This is a genomic window from Prochlorococcus sp. MIT 0603, assembly GCF_000760215.1.
GTDB lineage: Bacteria > Cyanobacteriota > Cyanobacteriia > PCC-6307 > Cyanobiaceae > Prochlorococcus_E.
This window is the reverse complement of record NZ_JNAW01000002.1, coordinates 57988-76110: the sequence shown is the minus strand read 5'-3', so window position 1 is coordinate 76110 and position 18123 is coordinate 57988. Positions and strand designations below refer to the sequence as shown.

Sequence of the window (18123 nt, the reverse complement as noted above, 5' to 3'; positions counted from 1 at the left end):
AAATGTCCAAAATCATCAGATCTTCAGATGAATCCAGAGGCGCTCTAGAAAATGGCGTTAACACTCTAGCTGATGCTGTAAGAGTAACCATTGGTCCAAAAGGCAGGAATGTAGTCCTGGAGAAGAAGTTTGGTGCTCCAGACATTGTTAATGATGGGGTGACTATTGCTAAGGATATTGAACTTGAAAACCCCTTTGAGAATCTAGGTGCAAAGCTAATTGAACAAGTTGCTTCAAAAACAAAAGACAAAGCTGGTGACGGAACAACCACTGCCACAGTATTAGCTCAGGTAATGGTTCACGAAGGTTTAAAAAATACTGCAGCTGGAGCTAGCCCTATAGAAATCCGTCGAGGGATGGAAAAAGCCGTATCTCATATAGTTGATAATCTTCAAAAGCAAAGTAAGAAAATCAGTGGGGACAAGGTCCTTCAAGTTGCAACAGTTAGTGCCGGTGGAGATGAGGAAATAGGAAGAATGGTTTCGGAAGCGATGGACAAAGTAAGCGTAGATGGAGTAATTACAGTTGAAGAATCAAAATCATTAAATACAGAATTAGAAATAACAGAAGGGATGGCCTTCGATAGAGGCTATAGCTCTCCTTACTTTGTTACTGATTTAGAAAGACAAATTTGCGAGTTTGAGAATCCCTTACTTCTAATTACTGATAGAAAAATAAGTTCCATCAGTGATCTTGTACCTGTTTTAGAAACTGTCCAGAAGAGTTCTTCTCCTCTTGTGATTTTGGCTGAAGAAGTTGATGGGGAAGCATTGGCAACTTTAGTGGTTAATAAAAATCGTGGGGTTCTTCAAGTTGCTGCAGTACGAGCACCATCATTTGGTGAAAGGAGAAAAGCCGCTTTAGCTGATATAGCAGTTTTAACTAATGGGACATTAATAAGCGAAGACAAAGCCATGAGCTTAGACAAGGTTTCTTTATCAGACTTAGGAAAAGCAAGAAAAATCACCATTACTAAAGACTCAACAACAATAGTGGCTAGTGATGACACTGAAAAAGAAGTAGCTTCTAGAGTTGCCTCTATCAAGAGAGAACTTGATCAAACAGACTCTGATTACGATAAAGAAAAATTAAATGAACGTATTGCGAAGCTTGCAGGAGGAGTAGCAGTAATCAAAGTGGGGGCCCCAACGGAAACGGAGTTAAAAAACCGTAAATTAAGAATCGAAGATGCCCTTAATGCAACAAGAGCAGCAGTAGAAGAGGGGATTGTTGCTGGAGGAGGAACAACTCTAATTAATTTAGCTGAAGGGTTAAGTACACTTGCAAGCAAATTAAGTGGTGATCAATCAACAGGAGTGGAGATAATAAAGAAAGCTCTTTCTGCACCCGCAAAACAAATTGCCATTAATGCTGGCGAAAATGGTGAGGTTGTTGTATCTGAAATTCAAAGGCTCGGTAAAGGATTTAATGCCGCTACGGGGGAATATGAAGACTTAATGTCTGCTGGAATTATTGATGCAGTAAAAGTGATCCGACTAGCTCTTCAAGATGCCGTCTCAATCGCCTCTCTACTAATTACAACTGAAGTGGTCATTGCTGACAAACCTGAGCCACCATCCGCTGGAGGCGATGGTGGCGGAGATCCCATGGGTGGTATGGGTGGTATGGGTGGTATGGGTGGCATGGGCATGCCTGGCATGGGTGGCATGGGTGGCATGGGCATGCCAGGAATGATGTAAATATTTTCAACCCAAATCAATAAGATTTAAAGACTTTCAAAATGCGTAAGCCTTATTTAAGAGGCCTTAGGCATTTCGTCTTCTACAGATGGCAGCCATCTTCGAAAATGATTTAAAGATGGTATTGGAGGGGGCAAAGCATCAGAAGAAGGTTTGGTAAATACATCATCTAATTTTTGATCAGAAACAGTCCGCTCATTTAGAGAACTATTTAAGCAAGTAAGTCCCTCAAAGCAATCCTCTTCAACTGAGTCAAAACACTGATTATCTCCTTCTGGAATTTGGTATTCATCACAAGTTTCAATCTCATAAGACTGCTCCTTTTCTAAAGGCTGAATCTCTTGAATCTTAATTAAGTGCTCAGGCTCTTCCAGAGTTTCTATTCCATAACGATGAACCCATTGAGCTCTTAACCCAAAGAACTTATCTTGCTCACCAAGTTCTTTTGCTTCAGAAATCTGTTTTCGAAGCTGCTTTTTACGAAATGAAAGAAGTTCCATTGGTATTAGTAGAAGTCATAGGATTAAATTAGTTTTCGATTTAAGATTGGACGAATAACAATAAATAATCCGATTGTTAGAACTATTAAAAAGAGCAAGCATTCATAGCCAGTTATGTCTCCATAAGGAGCTTGAATAAGAACACTGCCTAATTCAAAAGAACTACTATAAGCAGCTCGAATAGGTTCTATAGCAAAGGTAAGGGGATTTATTGCAGCTAGCCAGCCCAACCAACCCGGCATGAAAGAAATTGGAACTAAAGCAGTACTTGCAAATAGCAAAGGGAGGTTTGCTATAAATATCACCGCAATCAATTCTATATGCCCTGGCAAAAGGAATGCCAAACCAAGACTTATTGCTGTAACAGCAAAAACTAATATAACAAGAGTCAGGAAAACCAAAAGAGTTCCACTATAACCAGGCCAGCCATAGCCTAGGAAAAAGGCAGCAAGCATAATTGCGAAGCTCTGTAAAAGAGTAATTGTAGATATATAAATTACTGATGAAACAACTATTGAACTTCTACTTTGCAAAGGGGCAACCAACAAACGGTTTAGGAATCCAAATTCCCTGTCAAACATTACTGGCAACCCAGCATTAAGAGCACCACTAAATGCAGTGAATACGATTATTCCAGCCCCTAAGAATCTTCCATAAGCCATTTCTCCTGGAAGAAACTCTATGGGTGCATTAGAGAATAAAGCCCCAAATAAAATAAGCCATATTAATGGCTGCAATATCCCTGCAATCAAGGTAGAAGGCCTTCTAAACAACTGTAAAAAAAGCCTTCTAGTCAGAGCAAAAACTTCCTGACAAAATTGTAAAAATTTAGATTTTTGATTCTTTGAAGATTGTGAGACAGAAAGAGTTGTTTTCATGAATTGCAAAATAACTAAAATTTGTAGGAATTGCTTACCGAGGTAATCAAAAGGGCTTCATCTCATTGCTTGTTTTGCCTCTTTCTTTAAATCTCTTTTAGTCGCAACTTCAAGTTCTGTGTCCATAAGTGTCTTGCCTGTAGCCTGCAAATAAACATCATCCAGACTTGGACGACTCTCTGATAATGCAAAGATCTCGAAGCCTGCTTCAGCCAACTGAATACGCAGTGAGGGCAAAGATGCAGCATCGTCAATAAAGAAATTTAAAGAATACCCTTGTGCTTTATTAAGAACTACATTTTTAACACCTTTTATCTTTTGAATTAATTCCTTGACACTTTCACCTTCAACTTGATTACTAAATTCTTGGACTTTCAATGTAACTCTGTTATTACCCAATTTGCTTTTAAGGTCATCTGGTGATCCTGTTGCAATAACTTTGCCTGAATCAATAATTGCCATCTGATCAGCAAGCTCATCAACCTCTTCAAGATAATGACTACTCAAAAGAATTGTTGTACCTTCAGCATTTAGATCTTTTAATAACGACCAAACTGTAGAGCGACTTTCTATATCGAGACCAACAGTCGGTTCATCCAAAACCAATAGTTGAGGCTCATGCATTAAGCCACAAGCAAGATCAAGTCGTCTTCTCATCCCCCCAGAATAAGAGCCTGAACGTCTATCAATCCAATCCTCCATATCAAGCCTTTTGATTAACTCATTAATGCGACTATCTCTATAAGATCTAGTTAAATGGTAAAGATCGCCATGAAGTTGAAGCAATTCTCTTCCAGTAAGAATCTTATCTATTGCTACTTCTTGTGCTACGTAACCAATTTCACTCCTGACATTCCGAGGATTTACCAAAACATTATGACCAGCCACGGTAACTTCACCAGCGTCAGGTTCTAAAAGAGTGCAAAGAATTCTCAGAGTAGTACTTTTGCCAGATCCGTTAGGACCAAGAAGACCAAAAAGTGAACCTTGAGGAATTGCAAGAGACAACTTTTGGAGAGCCTGTACAGATCCATACGACTTCTCTAGATCCTGAAGTTCAACCAAGAACATTAAAAAAGGGACCAGTTAAATCTACTTAGAATCTAGAGAATAAATTCAAATAAAGCGATTTTAAATGCTATTAATATTTGTTTTTTAAGGCATTGATAAAATTCCATTCATATTAGAAAAAAGATAAATTGCTTGATTTTGAAACTGATCAGCCAATGAAAAGCGGCTAAGCACGAGTAAAAGACAAATCCCAAACATATAAAGAATAGACCACCTGAAAAGGCCCTTTGCTCGATTTAAATCTTCTGGGTCTTCAGCCAATCTTTGAACCATTTGGAGTAGTCTGATATTGAAAGGAATCAACAAGATTCCATATAGAAGTCCTCCTGCAGGCAAAGCAAAGATTCCAAGCCAACTCAATAGAACGGTTGCCCAGCCATATCGGGAAATAGCTTTAGCAGTAAAGACAGCGCCTTTAACTACAGGCAACATAGGTATTCCTACAGATTGATAGTCATCCTTTAAGAGTATTGCCAAAGACCAAAAATGCGCGGGGGTCCATACCATCACCAGTGCAAATAGCCACCAACCACTAAGTCCTATATGTCCTGTTGCTGCAGCTGCGCCAACCAAAGGTGGAATTGCTCCAGCGACTCCACCTATAACAATATTTTGAGAGGTGCGGGGTTTTAAGAACGCTGTATAAAGCAGCACATAACTACATAAACCAAGTAATGACAAGCCTGCTGCCAAGCAATTTACACCGCCAACCAACAATGCTGCAGCTGCCAAAGTACAGGAAATTGCTCCGGCAAAAACAGCTGAAGAAGACAATCTTCCTGAAGGCAATGCTCTTGAGCTTGTCCTTTGCATCCGACCATCAAGCTCTTGTTCCCAAAGGCAGTTAAGCGCCCCTGCAGCGGCAGCGGCGAGAGCTCCTCCTCCAAGAGTGCATACGAGCCTTGGTGAAGGCAAAGGCCAACCCTCGCTCAAGGCCATGCCCCCAAGAGTCGTAGCTAAAAGCAATGGAATCAGCCTAGGCTTAGCGACCTCGAGCCAAGGAGGTAGCTTTATTTTTTTTCTAGAAGGAACTATTTGATTACGATCAGGTGAAACTGATAAGACTGGAGAAGTTGAACTAACCATGACAGACGGCCTCCAAGGGAGAATCCTCAAGTGTTTCAGAGAGCATAGAAAGTGGAGAAGTTTGCATGCGAGAACCAAGAGCTGCCAAACAAGCAATCATCAGAGAAGCAATGACTTGATGTAAAACTCTAAGCAAAGGCTCTGTTAATCCTGAAGAAAGGGAAGAGACTCCTAAAAATATTTGCATCGACAAAAGGAATAAAAGGGAAAGACTCAATGGCAATTGAGCACGAAACCAACCTCCTAAAAAAATAGATATCGATGCAAATGAGATGACACCTAAGGCTACTGGGATTGCTGATGCCCTATGAAAATCAAGCCAATAACAATACTCACCACTAGCAATACATTTTTGAGCTGTCCATGTGGTTGCGATTCGGCTTCCTATCAAACACTGTGCAATCGTTGCAATAAGAGAACATCCACTGAGAAGTTTCCACCAAGAAGGCGGTTCCCTTCGAGAATCCGAGAGTAATCTTTGAGTCAATGCACTCATTAAACCCACAAGAATTAACGCAAGAAGCATATGTCCCATAACAACGGTGGAAGGCAACAGGTCAAAAACCGTAACAGCCCCTAAAGCACCTTGCAAAACAACTAATAAGAGAATCAAGCCATTTATCCATGGCAACCATTTTGGTAAAAATGATCTATAAATCAACGAAAATAGAAATTGCAACAAAATAGCTAGGCCAACAAAAAAAGCATCTAAACGGTGAAACCATTCTAGAAAAACTTTTATATTCATTTTACCCATAGGCAAAAAAGAGCCATAACAAAGTGGCCAGTCAGGGCAGGCTAGGCCTGCTTCCATAACTCGGGTAGCTCCTCCAATGGCAACAAGAGCAATTAGAGCTACAACAATATGAGCAGCCAACTTCCCAAGACGTTTTTTAAGCAGGCTTGGATTAAAACCAGTAGAAGTTTCAGCCAGATTTCAAAAGAACCCTAGTAATTAACGTAGCCGTTAAAAAAAATACGGCACGATATTTTTTGAAGTACAAGATAAATTCAATTAAGAAAATCTCCCATTCCTGACACAAATCAACTCGCCTATATTTGCAAAATATCGAAAACATAGCAAAAAGAAGTGATTATGAGGAATTGCTCTTCAAGAGGCTTAAGTCGATGCGCAAAAGAGTAATTTTCTATAAGTTAAATAAAAGAATGTATGGACCCTTTTATTGCTGCCTCCAACTGCTATATATACAATATTGATTAGTATTGCTCTGATTATTGCGAGCATATGGGCTAATGATAATTTCAATTTTTTACCAGATGTAGCTAGTGCCAATGCTCCTATTTATGACGAGCTATTTAAAGTACTTTTCGTTATTGGGATAATATTATTTGTTGGGATAACAGCTTTGGTCGTATATAGCTTGATTCAGTTTAGGCGAAAGCCAGGGGAAACAGAAGATGGTCTACCTATAGAGGACAATCTACCTTTAGAAATTCTATGGACAGCAATCCCTGCAATAGTAGTTTTATTTGTCGGTCTTTACAGCTATGACATCTATGAAAGGATGGGGGGCATGCAATCACTAAGCGATGCACATGGCCAACATTCCATGCACGCCGAAGAAAGAATATGGGGCGGAATTGGGACAACATCTAAAGAAAGTGCTTATACAAAAGCTTCATCTCTAGTTAATGTTGAGTTAACTGCGATGCAATTTGCTTTTCTCTTCAATTACCCAGAGGGGGGGATTATTTCAGGAGAACTTCATGTTCCTGCAGGTCAACCTGTGAGCATGAGAATGGAATCGAAAGATGTAATTCACGCTTTTTGGGTTCCGGAGTTTCGCTTAAAGCAAGATGTCATACCTGGTCAACCAACAGTCCTAAATTTCACGCCAACGAAACCTGGAAGGTATCCAATAATATGCGCTGAATTATGTGGTCCCTATCATGGTGGGATGCGTTCAACCGTTGTTGTGGAAGAGCCAGAAGAATATCAAGCTTGGTTCAAAGAAAACTCAAAACAATCTGAGGTGGAGTTATGAGTATTTCACTGCCACCATCCACAAACAAAAGCCCACAAAGCCTTCAACCAGTTGGCTGGCTTCGTTATTTTAGCTTTAGTCTCGACCATAAAGTTATTGGTCTGCAATATCTAGTTTGTGGTTTTCTTTTTTATCTTATTGGGGGCGCATTTGCAGGAGCAATACGAATAGAGCTAACTAGTCCTATTTCTGATTTCATGCCAAGGGATGTATATAACCAAGTATTAACTCTGCATGGAACCATAATGATTTTCCTGTGGATTGTTCCAGTCGTTAACGGGGCTTTTGGCAATTATTTAATCCCCTTCTATGTAGGGGCACGCGACATGGCCTTTCCACGACTAAATGCTGTTGCTTTTTGGCTGATACCTCCCGCTGGATTGCTGCTAATCAGCAGTTACTTTATTAATGGAGCAGCTCAATCAGGGTGGACAGCCTACCCACCGCTAAGCATTACAACACCAGCTGCTGGTCAAATGATATGGATAATAAGCGTTCTACTCTTGGGAGGGAGCTCCATCTTTGGTGGGATTAATTTTATAGCAACTATTCTCAAGCTTCGTAGACCAGGATTGAAATTAATGCAACTACCTATGTATTGCTGGGCAATGCTAGGAACAAGCATTTTAGTTGTCCTCTCAACTCCTGTTTTAGCAGGGACTCTTGTTCTCCTCAGCTTCGATATTGTTGCAAACACAGGTTTTTTCAATCCAACTCTCGGAGGAAACGTAATTGTTTATCAGCATCTCTTTTGGTTCTATTCCCACCCAGCTGTTTACATTATGGTTTTACCCGCATTTGGATTAGTAAGTGAAATTCTTCCAGTTCATTGTCGAAAACCTTTATTTGGCTATGCAACAATGGTCTATTCGATCATGGGGATTGTAATTTTAGGGCTTGTCGTTTGGGCTCACCACATGTTTACCAGTGGGACTCCACCATGGATGCGGCTCTTTTTCACTATTGCGACTGCATTTATTGCTGTACCGACTGGTATCAAATTTTTCAATTGGGTAGCTACTCTCTGGGGGGGACGTATTTCATTAAACAGTGCAATTCTCTTTTCATGTGGTTTTATTGTAAATTTTGTCTTAGGCGGAATTACAGGGGTAGCTTTGGCCCAAGTGCCATTTGACGTACATGTTCACGATACCTACTTTGTCGTCGCCCATTTTCATTACATAGTCTATGGAGGCTCAGTATTTGTAATATTTTCTTCTATCTATCATTGGTATCCAAAATTCACAGGGAAGATGCTTAACGAGAATCTTGGAAGAGTGCATTTTATAATTACATTTATTGGGTTTAATCTCTGCTTCGCTCCTCAGCATTGGCTCGGTTTAAATGGCATGCCCAGACGTGTAGCAGAGTATGACCCACAGTTTGCTTTTGTAAATCAAATCAGCAGTGTTGGGGCTCTATTAATGGCAATAAGTACTATTCCATTTCTATGGAATGTTATCTATAGTGCTTTTAAAGGGAAAGATGCTGGAGATAATCCTTGGAAAGCATTAACTCCAGAATGGTTAACTAGTTCACCTCCTCCAGTTGAAAACTGGATCGGCGAAGCCCCTCTCATACATGAGCCATATGGTTACGGTAAAAAGAGAAAGCTGTCCTCTAATACAAATAATGAAAGCTGAAACCAATGACAATTATTTCACCAACTAACAAGGAATCAGAAAAATCAGCCCTACAAGGTCAAGAGCATGAACACTCCGATCACAGATTATTTGGTCTAATTTCTTTTCTAATTGCAGATGGGATGACATTTGCTGGCTTCTTTGCAGCTTATTTAACTTACAAGTCAGTTAACCCCCTATTACCAGATGCCATTTATGAACTGGAGCTACCTCTACCAACCTTAAACACCATTTTGTTATTAGTAAGCAGTGCAACTTTTCATAGAGCTGGAAAAGCATTGGAAAGTAAAAATGCAAACAAATGTCAATTTTGGCTTCTTGTTACGGCAGCCCTTGGGCTTGCTTTTCTAGCAAGTCAAATGGTGGAATACTTCACTCTTCCATTTGGACTCACCGATAATCTTTACGCTAGTACTTTCTATGCATTAACTGGCTTCCATGGTTTACATGTAACTCTAGGAACAATAATGATTTTAATTGTCTGGTGGCAAGCTCGCTCTCCGGCTGGTCGCATAACCCACTCAAATAGATTCCCTTTAGAGGCTGCCGAGCTGTATTGGCACTTCGTTGATGGAATATGGGTCGTTTTATTCATAATCCTGTACCTACTTTAATCTTGAATTCTTGATAACAAAAGAAGGAAAATCATCTTCTTTATTGCCACAATTGAACTTATTCGTCAGAATTAATAGAAGTTAATAGATCTATTAAATGCTAGTAGGCAAGGAACTACTCGAGAAAGCCAGATCATTAAGCAAATGCTCTGAGGACGAGATAGCCAGAGGTTGTGGCTATGTAGGGCCCAGCGGAAGGGTTTTACGCAAAAGTTTCTATAGAGCATTAGTTCAAGCAAAGGGATTTAAACTTCGCTCAAATGGTCCTGGCCGCCCAGGCAATAGATCATCCCGAGGACGGCAGGCAGAGTTTCGAACCAAAGTCCATGGAAATGGGAATCTGCTTATTGGTCATGCCTACACAAAAAAACTAGGATTAGAACCTGGTCAAGAATTTAGAATAGATATAAGAAAAGATTCCGGAGCAATAAGTTTGCTTCCACTTGGTGGCAAAAAACTTGAACTTAAATAACCAATAAATTTATATCAGGTAGCAAGAGGCTTTTGTTCAACTAAGTTTTGTTATAAAAACCCATTATCAACCAGCCACTCTGATGATATATCAGAGTATTTCTCGTTTGATTTAGTAGAGGAGTCAAAAAGATAATTACCTTTATTTAAAATACTTTCTGCATACTTAGCCATAAGATCTGCTTCTAAGTTAATAGTTTCTCCTACCTTTAAGTATTGCAATGCAGTATGCCCCCAAGTATGAGGAATAACAGCTATAGAAAAGCTATCATCTTCTTTTTTGCTTTTAGCAACAGTAAGACTTACACCATTCAAAGCTACACTTGCTTTATCACAAGTATATTTTGCAAAAATATTATTCTCCCAGCAAATTTGCAAATCCCATGAATTACGTAAATCCTTGATGGAAAGAACTCTACCCAAGCCATCAACGTGACCACTTACCAAATGCCCCCCCAATCGATCAGAAAGGCGAAGTGCTGGTTCCAAATTAACAAAGGCTTTTTCATTGGCTTTTTTACCAAGACTAGTTCTATCCAAAGTCTCTTCACTTACATCAGCTAGGAAAGAGTTCTTCGTTAGTGCTGATACAGTCAAGCAAACTCCATCAACCGATATGCTATCTCCAAGAGATGGCATATCAAATTCAGAAGGTATTTTTACCAATACTCTCTTCCCATGAAGATGGATCGTCCCTATTGCTTGAATCAGGCCTGTAAACATTTAAATAAACCTAAACAAGAATCCTTAGTCATAATTAATTAACAGATCCTACGTCATATGCAGTCCATTCATGCCCTCTCTTGTATGAATCATTTGATTTACAGCTAATGGAAGAGACAATAAAAATGAAGCGCAATTCATTTGGTATAGGCCCCAACGTAAGCCTATTTACATTGGGGACTATGAGAGCTCTAGGTTCTTTAGATCAAATGCATGATGTCCTCAAAGAAGCATGCTTAGCAGGAATCAACCATATAGAAACGGCACCTGCGTATGGACCAGCAGAGACTTTATTAGGAGACTCACTAAAAGCACTTAACGAGCAAGGGATTCACCCAGAAGGGGGTTGGGTAATAACCAGCAAAATCCTTCCATGCATTCAACTCTCAAAAGGTAAAAAAGAACTTCTCGGAATTTTGGCACGGTTAGGCATGTCCAAAATTCATAATTTTGCAATTCATGGGCTAAACCTTTTTGAGCATCTTGACTGGGCACTTAATGGGGAAGGAGCTGAATTACTCAAATGGGCACAAGGGGAAGGCTTTATAGGACAAGTAGGCTTTAGCTCTCATGGCTCCAATGCACTCATCAGAAAAGCCATTGAAAGTCAGAGATTTAATTTTTGCAGTCTTCATCTACATTTATTAGACCAAACAAGAATCCCACTAGCACGTACTGCCTTAAAAGAAGGCATGGGGGTAATGGCTATTTCACCTGCCGATAAGGGAGGGTATTTAAATACACCTAGTAAAACTCTAACTATGGACTGTTCTCCATATCCTCCTCTACAACTTGCTTATCGATTTCTTTTATCTAAAGGCATAAGTACTCTCACTCTAGGAGCAAAGAGAAAGGAAGACTTACACCTTGCCAAAAAGCTAACCCATTCCAATACCCCACTAAAAGGGCCTGAAAAGGCAGCTATAGATCGTTTAAATAAAAACAAGAAGCTTCGATTGGGAAATACATTTTGCGGTCAATGCAGAAAATGTCTCCCATGTCCAAGCGACGTTCCAATACCAGATATCTTACGCCTACGAAATCTCGCCATAGGTCTTGATATGCGAACCTTCGCTAAAGAAAGATATAATCTAATTGGCAGAGCGGGGCATTGGTGGGAAGCAAATGATGCGCGTTCTTGCGAGGAGTGTGGAGAATGCGTGCCAAAATGTCCTTACAACTTAAAGATACCTGAGCTCCTGAAAGAAACACATAATCAATTAGCTGATGTTCCACAACGGCGATTATGGGGCTGAGTTTAGCCAACGAGTCTCAAGCAATTGTTCTTCATCATTTGTTAGCGGTTTCAATGACCAGCAATTACTCAGCTTTTCTTCTGACTGATAAATTAGCCGATATCTCTCTGGCAAAGACTCGATAGCCATCGACAAATCCGAATATGGTACTGGAGGCATAATGCCTCTCGATAGCAATTTAAGTAATAAAGGCATTTTCCATGTTTGTTGTATCCATGACAATGGAAATGATTGAAGCGATGAATTCGATTGCATCAACAACGTCCAATTCAAAGGGCTCCCTTCTTTTGGGAAAACAATAGTTAAGCGAGGATCACTTGCAAGCGAGCTTAAACAGAACTGAAGGGGTAATACAGCAACTTTTGCCCTACCTGAAAGCAACCAATTCAATCCATTTTTATCATCAAAACTCTTAGCTTGTGATCTTAAACGTCGCAATGCATCTTTATCCCCCATACGTTCAGCTAAAGCCATTATGACCCTAGAACTGCTTGGCAATACTACCTGTCCTCTAAGAGAAGGGTCCAAAAGTGTTTCCCAAGATTCCCCAGCTCTGGAAAGCAATTCCTCTCCGCCACGGAAAATTAATACCCAGGGCGAAACGGCAACTGGAAAGAGACGTGATGAGACGGTAGGCTTAAAACTATCTAAGAACGAAATCGCTTGATTGCTAAGCTTGTTATATAAAATATCAGCCTGAATAGGCTGATATTTTTCATATGGAAAATTCCTAAGCCATCCGTCTCCAAGAACAATGAGATCTGGGTTTTTTCTTAAAGTTAATTTATGAAAATCATTTTCCGAGAAGTCATCTAGAAGTTCATATCTCCATGGTGATGGCAAAGCCTGTAAGAATTCTCTTGGCAAAAGGCCTTTAGCCAAGCCAACAGTCGGCCTGCCTGAAGAGAAAGAGCATCCAGTTAAGCTCAATACTGCAGTTAAAAGACTTAATCGGATAAAGTCTCTTCTCCCTAGGGTTATATCTGACACCATCTAGGCCCAAAAGCTATTACAGATATATCTAATGAGTATTCTGCAATTGATCAACTGCTAATTCACATTCTTCAAGTAATTTTTCACGACTAAACCCGTTGATTTGAGCTAAAAGAGCAAATGCCCCTGCCCCAACTCCTTCCTTTACAAAGCCATCTTCATAATCTTTTAAAACCTTCTTGGAGCTTCTGTCAAATCGGAGACCAGATGAAAGTCCTAAAAGAGGAACTTCAAAGAAATCTTCTATATGCTTAATTAACTGAAGAAAAGAGCTTTGATTTGAATCTCCAGGAATCGATTCATTAACAAGCCAAGAAGTTGTTGCAATAGAAACATCTTGGATAAATTCTGCTCTTGAAAGTGGGTCAAGTGCAGCTAAAGCAACAGCTAAAACAGCCACCATCTGGCTTCCTCCTCCTAACAACACAGGCTGACCTGCCTGCCTTGCTCCCAATAAAAGCCCAACCGAAAGAGGCTGAAACGGATCGCCTACCGCTGCAAGTATGGATTTAGGGAATGGCTGGTTTCCTAAATTTGCAGCTTTTAATCCTTTTGAAACTAATTCTTTCTTTAATTGGACTGGAGGGTTGCGGTTACTACCACTAATAAGGTCACCTACTGAAATACCTAATCCGGTCAATACTGCAAGTGCAGTAGTGGTTCCACCAGGTACACACTCTGAGAGCACTAGTGGCTTTGACAATTGTGAGCCAATACTCAACCCTTTTGCCCAAAGAGTTTCCACTCTGTTGATATTCATTGCTTTGCCAGTTGTTAAGCAATCAGCAGGCCCAAGAGAAGGAGACTCAGCTGCTAAATAATGAAAAGATGGAATTTGAGAAAGACCTGCTCCAAGGACAACTGTGTTCACACCTATTAGGCGTGAAGCAACATGAGTAATAAGAGCAGGGGAAACCCCTGCAGGGAGAGGAGGCAGTGGCCATTTCCTAGAGATTGATGGTCCTTCAAGAAGAAGCTCTGCATCTGCTAGCGCTGTATAACGTCTAGATTCCTTAGTTGATCCAGCTGCTGAAATTCCTTCTATCTCTGCAGTCTTTGAACCAGCTAGTACTAAGAAACTATTAATGCGACTTGCTGAAGTACTCCATATATTCATCCATCTCTTCAATGTTAGAAACGATACTCCTGAACCAAATGCCATACACATTTTAGGGAGGAGTCCTAAATAAGGGGAATCTTTCTCTTGAGAATCAAATTGACTCAAATGGGTTCCCATGAAACTAAAAAGCCCAAGAGGCGAGGGGGTGTTGGGATAGAAGCTTTGAGTTTTGGGAATATCCAGTAAGCAACAGCATGCAATGTGAGAACAAAAATCAATTCCTGAAACACAATTAACAACAAAGCAACTATCTGCACAAAAAACAAACTTGGTACCAAATTCAAATTGCCTATATCAATAATCCTTTCAAGTAAAAGCAAGCCTGCTTTAGTAATAACAACCCAAAGGTTCTCTCCAACCAAGAAAGAAAGTAAAACTACTCTCACAAAGAAACCTACCGTCCCAATTAGCACCCCGCCCCCCCAACTAATCCACCAATTAATTCTCCTATACCAACTCCAACCAAGCCAAAGGGAGAGGAATCCATATGGGAACAACACGAGAGGTCCTCTTATCGGTCCCATAAGAGCTATTAAAAGCATTACCAAAAGAGCTGTGCCTTCAAAGCCACAAGACGAACCTCTCCGTACTTGCAATAAAGCCAAAGGCAAAGGTAATGCAAGACGAAAGAATGCGCCTCCTATTGGCAAATAATAAAGTGCTATCCAAATCAAAGCAGAAGCTGCGGTTAAATATGAAGTTTCTACTAATTGAATAGCTTCTTTTCTAGAAAGTGAAACAGGTACTTTTGATTGTCTTGAAAGAAGTGATTTTTTAAAATTCCTCAAAGGAAACTCCTCTTAGATAAATCCTTAATAGAAGACCTTTGATCAATACGCTCTATTTTCTCAATCTCAAAATCCACTCCCGCCTCTATTAATACATTAGTAACTGACTCAGAAGGTGCAGAAGGGTCTGCACCAGACAATCTAATGATTATTCTATAAGGCTGAGGCTTGAATGTTTTTTTACGATTAAAAGTGGCTTTTACTTTTTTATTTTTATTAGTTTTCGATAGAGAAGGTTTTTCTTTACTAATATTGTATGTTTTTTTATTTTTAGTGGAAATCTGCTTAACAAGAGAATTTGATTTTTCATTATTTTCTATTGTTAAATCATCTTTATTAATTCTAGTGTTAGTTGTTTCTATAGATAAAGAGCTTAGAGTTTCAGATGAGTCAAAACTATTAGCTAGCTTCTTTCCTAATTGAGAGTTTGAGCATGATTGGACAATTATAAAGCAACTCAATAAATAAAGTATTTTCATGCTCTTGTTTAGGCTATATCTATAAAAGCCTCTCATTTTTTTGTTTTATTCTTAAGAGACTGTACTGTTAAATTACTTTTTTTTGTTTTACTTGAGGTTTTCCCTTTAGTTATTGATTTTTTACTTGTTTTCTTTGTTCTTGGCTTCGATCCAGTTGATTTCTTAGCTTCTAATAATTTAATGGCCACTTCAATCGTAACTTCATCTACTTCCGTACCTTTAGGCAGTGAGGCGTTTGTTTTACCTTGTTTTACATATAAACCATATGGTCCATTATAAATGTGTACATTTTCCTTTTCTCCTTTTGGCTTTCCTAGATCCTTAAGGGCCATTCGTCCTCCTCTACCAAGCTTAGGTATTGACAACAATTCAAGAGCTCTTCTCAAACTGATTTCATAGACGTCATCTTCTTTTTTTAAAGATCGATTATCTGGCTTTTCGCCATCACCTTTATCCCATACAACATAAGGTCCAAACTGACCAGTTCGAGCTTCAACTATTCCTCCATCTGGGTGTTCTCCCAATATTCGAGGCAAACTTAAAAGCTTAACAGCATAATCAAGTGATATCTCTTCTGTTCTGACGTCTTTTGGAAGAGACGCTCTCCTAGGCTTATCTTTCTTCTCAACAGCTTCCCCTAGTTGAAGGAAAGGTCCCCATGGGCCAAATCTAAGATAGACCTTTTCCCCTGTTTCTGGATGAATGCCTAAATCAGAAGGGCCATCAAGAATTTGTTTGACTTTATCTACATCAAGATCTCCAGGAGTAATATCAATTGGCAAATTACCTTTGGCATCTACTTCCTCGCCATTTTCATTAATCCTCTTGCCCTCTAGCCACGGTCCATTGGAGCCAATTCGGACTGTACAAGGGATCCCTTCAAGATCAACCTTCCTATAGGCCTTACCATCAATATCTCCTTCTCTTTTATCAACTTGTGCAGCCAACCCTTTGCGACCTTTATAAAAAGATTCTAAATAAGGAAGCCATTGAATCGAACCAGAAGAGATCTCATCCAAAGACGATTCCATACGTGCAGTGAAAGTTGTATCAACTAAATCTGGAAAATGCTCTTCCAAAAGAGACGTAACAGCGAAAGCTGTAAACGTTGGAGCAAGAGAATTAGAATTTAAAGAGGCATATCCCCTATCAACAATTGTGCCAATAATGCTCGCATAAGTAGAAGGTCTGCCAATACCTTCCTTCTCAAGAGTTTTAACTAAAGAGGCTTCACTGTATCGAGCAGGTGGTTTAGTTTCGTGTCCAATCACATCTAATGTTTTAGGGATAAGATCATCCCCAACTGCTAGTGGCGGCAACAAAACCTCTTGTCCTTCCAACGCAGCCTCTGGATCATCGCTACCTTCAACATATGCTCGAAAGAAACCTGGAAAGTCAATATTTTTGCCGGATGCTCTGAAGACAGTTTCTCTAACACTTATATCAACCGACATCATTGTTAAGCGGGCTTCCGCCATTTGGCTAGCAATAGTTCGTTTCCATATCAACTCATATAAAGCCAAGTCTCTTCCAGTTAAATTCGATTCACTTGGTGTCTTAAATGTCTCTCCAGCAGGCCTAATCGCCTCATGAGCCTCTTGCGCATTCCTAGCCTTAGAAACAAACCTTCTTGGCGATTCACTTAAATATTCTTTGCCATAACGCAATTCAACACATTTGCGGGCAGCACTGATTGCTTGTTGAGACAAATTAACCGAATCAGTTCTCATATATGTAATAAATCCACGCTCATATAAGCCTTGAGCACATCTCATGGTTTCACGTGCTGAAAGCCTGAGCTTTCGATTAGCATCCTGTTGAAGAGTACTTGTAGTAAAAGGCGGTACAGGCTTCCTTACAGTTGGTTTTTTATCTACAGATAGTACTTTCCACTTCTGGGTCCCTAAAGCTTGAGCAAGGGCTTTTGCATCTGCCTCATTAAGTAAGTTTGCCTTGCTTCCAGTTTTAAGCTTTCCTGTTTTCTCGTCAAAGTCACTCCCTTTTGCAATTTTTTGATCTGCAACGGTCATAAGACGAGCTTCTAAGACACTCTTGTTTTTTTGCAGCTGAACTTTTAAGTCCCAATAACTTGCGCTCTTAAAGGCCCTTCTTTCCCTCTCACGCTTAACTAAAAGCCTTACAGATACAGATTGAACCCTGCCTGCGGACAGTCCCCATGCAACTTTCTTCCATAGCAAGGGGGATAACGTATACCCAACTAATCTATCGAGAATTCTTCTTGTTTCTTGAGCATGAACCAACTCCATGTCTAAATCTCTAGGTTCTTTGAGAGCCTTAGTTATTGCTTGCTTAGTGATCTCATGAAAAACCATTCTCTTAGTTGGTATCTTGGGCTTTAACAACTCCAGCAGATGCCAGCTAATACTTTCACCCTCTCTATCTTCATCAGTCGCAAGCAGCAATTCTTTAGCATCTTTTAAAGCTGACTTCAATTCTCTAACCACCTTCTTCTTATCCTTAGGTACAACATATAAAGGCTCAAAGTCTTCAGAAGTATTAACACCAATTCTGGACCATTTTTCTTTTTTCATAGCAGCTGGGATCTCACTAGCCCCTTTAGGGAGATCTCGAACATGCCCCATCGAAGCAATCACTTGAAAGTCTTTAGGCAAGAAGCTTTTTATAGTTCTTGCCTTAGTTGGACTCTCTACGATGACCAAGGTTTGCACCACAGGCGGAGAAATAACTGTTATTCATCTTTATCGCATCAAGCACCAAAATGCATAGACCATAGTCATAACTAAGGCATAATTCATAACATCGCTAGAGTGAAA

The 18123-nt window shown here is 39.9% G+C and carries 17 protein-coding genes; 6 read left to right on the top strand and 11 right to left on the bottom strand.

The features are described from left to right. The first annotated feature begins 2 nt into the window (after positions 1-2). Positions 3-1700 carry a chaperonin GroEL gene (groL, locus tag EV07_RS02130; protein ID WP_036916965.1) on the top strand — a complete coding sequence of 566 codons (1698 nt, stop codon included), beginning with the start codon at positions 3-5 and terminating at the stop codon, positions 1698-1700. 56 nt (positions 1701-1756) lie between these two features. Here groL and EV07_RS02125 read toward each other — a convergent pair whose 3' ends face one another. From EV07_RS02125 to EV07_RS02105, 5 genes are all read right to left on the bottom strand, one after another. Next, positions 1757-2200, bottom strand: coding sequence for a hypothetical protein (locus EV07_RS02125; protein WP_036916963.1), 444 nt, complete (start codon positions 2198-2200; stop codon positions 1757-1759). A 23-nt stretch (positions 2201-2223) separates the two neighbouring features. After that, positions 2224-3078: an ABC transporter permease gene (locus EV07_RS02120; protein ID WP_036916961.1), complete on the bottom strand. Its 855-nt coding sequence runs from the start codon at positions 3076-3078 to the stop codon at positions 2224-2226. Positions 3079-3135: 57 nt separating this feature from the next. Next, a complete protein-coding gene (locus EV07_RS02115; RefSeq protein WP_036916959.1) occupies positions 3136-4149 on the bottom strand; it encodes a daunorubicin resistance protein DrrA family ABC transporter ATP-binding protein in 1014 nt (337 codons plus the stop codon). 84 nt (positions 4150-4233) lie between these two features. After that, a complete protein-coding gene (locus tag EV07_RS02110; RefSeq protein WP_036916956.1) occupies positions 4234-5235 on the bottom strand; it encodes a heme o synthase in 1002 nt (333 codons plus the stop codon). Further along, a complete protein-coding gene (locus EV07_RS02105) occupies positions 5228-6112 on the bottom strand; it encodes a COX15/CtaA family protein (RefSeq protein WP_241433979.1) in 885 nt (294 codons plus the stop codon). The genes EV07_RS02110 and EV07_RS02105 overlap by 8 nt, the downstream gene beginning before the upstream one ends. A 307-nt stretch (positions 6113-6419) precedes the next feature. On the opposite strand from EV07_RS02105, the gene coxB reads away from it, so the two are divergent. The 4 genes from coxB (at position 6420) to EV07_RS02085 (ending at position 9970) form a co-directional block, all read left to right on the top strand. Further along, a complete protein-coding gene (coxB, locus tag EV07_RS02100) occupies positions 6420-7241 on the top strand; it encodes a cytochrome c oxidase subunit II (protein ID WP_152557492.1) in 822 nt (273 codons plus the stop codon). Continuing rightward, complete coding sequence (gene ctaD, locus EV07_RS02095; RefSeq protein ID WP_036916951.1) at positions 7238-8884, top strand: cytochrome c oxidase subunit I; 1647 nt, start codon at positions 7238-7240, stop codon at positions 8882-8884. The genes coxB and ctaD overlap by 4 nt, the downstream gene beginning before the upstream one ends. Before the next feature lie 5 nt (positions 8885-8889). Next, positions 8890-9498, top strand: coding sequence for a cytochrome c oxidase subunit 3 (locus EV07_RS02090; protein WP_036916949.1), 609 nt, complete (start codon positions 8890-8892; stop codon positions 9496-9498). Between the two features lie 97 nt (positions 9499-9595). Then, positions 9596-9970, top strand: a complete 375-nt coding sequence (locus EV07_RS02085; RefSeq protein WP_036916947.1) for an AbrB family transcriptional regulator — start codon at positions 9596-9598, stop codon at positions 9968-9970. 50 nt (positions 9971-10020) lie between these two features. Here EV07_RS02085 and EV07_RS02080 read toward each other — a convergent pair whose 3' ends face one another. Continuing rightward, complete coding sequence (locus tag EV07_RS02080; protein ID WP_036916945.1) at positions 10021-10692, bottom strand: riboflavin synthase; 672 nt, start codon at positions 10690-10692, stop codon at positions 10021-10023. Between the two features lie 125 nt (positions 10693-10817). Here EV07_RS02080 and EV07_RS02075 point away from each other — a divergent pair, with 125 nt between their 5' ends. Continuing rightward, positions 10818-11948 carry an aldo/keto reductase gene (locus EV07_RS02075; protein ID WP_036918123.1) on the top strand — a complete coding sequence of 377 codons (1131 nt, stop codon included), beginning with the start codon at positions 10818-10820 and terminating at the stop codon, positions 11946-11948. Here EV07_RS02075 and EV07_RS02070 read toward each other — a convergent pair. The 5 genes from EV07_RS02070 to topA form a co-directional block, all read right to left on the bottom strand. Further along, on the bottom strand, positions 11937-12941 hold the full coding sequence (locus EV07_RS02070; protein ID WP_036916942.1) for an ABC transporter substrate-binding protein: 1005 nt from the start codon (positions 12939-12941) through the stop codon (positions 11937-11939). The genes EV07_RS02075 and EV07_RS02070 overlap by 12 nt on opposite strands. Positions 12942-12969: 28 nt before the next feature. Beyond that, positions 12970-14178, bottom strand: coding sequence for a nicotinate mononucleotide-dependent phosphoribosyltransferase CobT (cobT, locus tag EV07_RS02065; RefSeq protein ID WP_052043780.1), 1209 nt, complete (start codon positions 14176-14178; stop codon positions 12970-12972). Next, positions 14163-14777 (bottom strand): DUF2232 domain-containing protein, encoded by a 615-nt coding sequence (locus tag EV07_RS02060; RefSeq protein ID WP_036918121.1) that lies wholly within the window; start codon positions 14775-14777, stop codon positions 14163-14165. The genes cobT and EV07_RS02060 overlap by 16 nt, the downstream gene beginning before the upstream one ends. A 68-nt stretch (positions 14778-14845) precedes the next feature. Beyond that, entirely contained in the window at positions 14846-15328 is a 483-nt protein-coding gene (locus EV07_RS02055) for a hypothetical protein (RefSeq protein ID WP_152557493.1), read from the bottom strand. A gap of 32 nt (positions 15329-15360) precedes the next feature. Beyond that, entirely contained in the window at positions 15361-18021 is a 2661-nt protein-coding gene (topA, locus tag EV07_RS02050) for a type I DNA topoisomerase (RefSeq protein ID WP_081936925.1), read from the bottom strand. Positions 18022-18123: the final 102 nt, after the last annotated feature.

Excerpts from the sequence above, each read along its gene's own strand:
- EV07_RS02115 (WP_036916959.1), bottom strand. The coding sequence starts at position 4,149 with ATGTTCTTGGTTGAACTTCAGGATCTAGAGAAGTCGTATGGATCTGTA.
- ctaD (WP_036916951.1), top strand. The coding sequence starts at position 7,238 with ATGAGTATTTCACTGCCACCATCCACAAACAAAAGCCCACAAAGCCTT.
- EV07_RS02110 (WP_036916956.1), bottom strand. The coding sequence starts at position 5,235 with ATGGTTAGTTCAACTTCTCCAGTCTTATCAGTTTCACCTGATCGTAAT.
- EV07_RS02055 (WP_152557493.1), bottom strand. The coding sequence starts at position 15,328 with ATGAAAATACTTTATTTATTGAGTTGCTTTATAATTGTCCAATCATGC.
- EV07_RS02070 (WP_036916942.1), bottom strand. The coding sequence starts at position 12,941 with ATGGTGTCAGATATAACCCTAGGGAGAAGAGACTTTATCCGATTAAGT.
- EV07_RS02085 (WP_036916947.1), top strand. The coding sequence starts at position 9,596 with ATGCTAGTAGGCAAGGAACTACTCGAGAAAGCCAGATCATTAAGCAAA.
- EV07_RS02125 (WP_036916963.1), bottom strand. The coding sequence starts at position 2,200 with ATGGAACTTCTTTCATTTCGTAAAAAGCAGCTTCGAAAACAGATTTCT.
- EV07_RS02120 (WP_036916961.1), bottom strand. The coding sequence starts at position 3,078 with ATGAAAACAACTCTTTCTGTCTCACAATCTTCAAAGAATCAAAAATCT.
- EV07_RS02090 (WP_036916949.1), top strand. The coding sequence starts at position 8,890 with ATGACAATTATTTCACCAACTAACAAGGAATCAGAAAAATCAGCCCTA.
- cobT (WP_052043780.1), bottom strand. The coding sequence starts at position 14,178 with ATGGGAACCCATTTGAGTCAATTTGATTCTCAAGAGAAAGATTCCCCT.
- EV07_RS02080 (WP_036916945.1), bottom strand. The coding sequence starts at position 10,692 with ATGTTTACAGGCCTGATTCAAGCAATAGGGACGATCCATCTTCATGGG.
- groL (WP_036916965.1), top strand. The coding sequence starts at position 3 with ATGTCCAAAATCATCAGATCTTCAGATGAATCCAGAGGCGCTCTAGAA.
- EV07_RS02075 (WP_036918123.1), top strand. The coding sequence starts at position 10,818 with ATGAAGCGCAATTCATTTGGTATAGGCCCCAACGTAAGCCTATTTACA.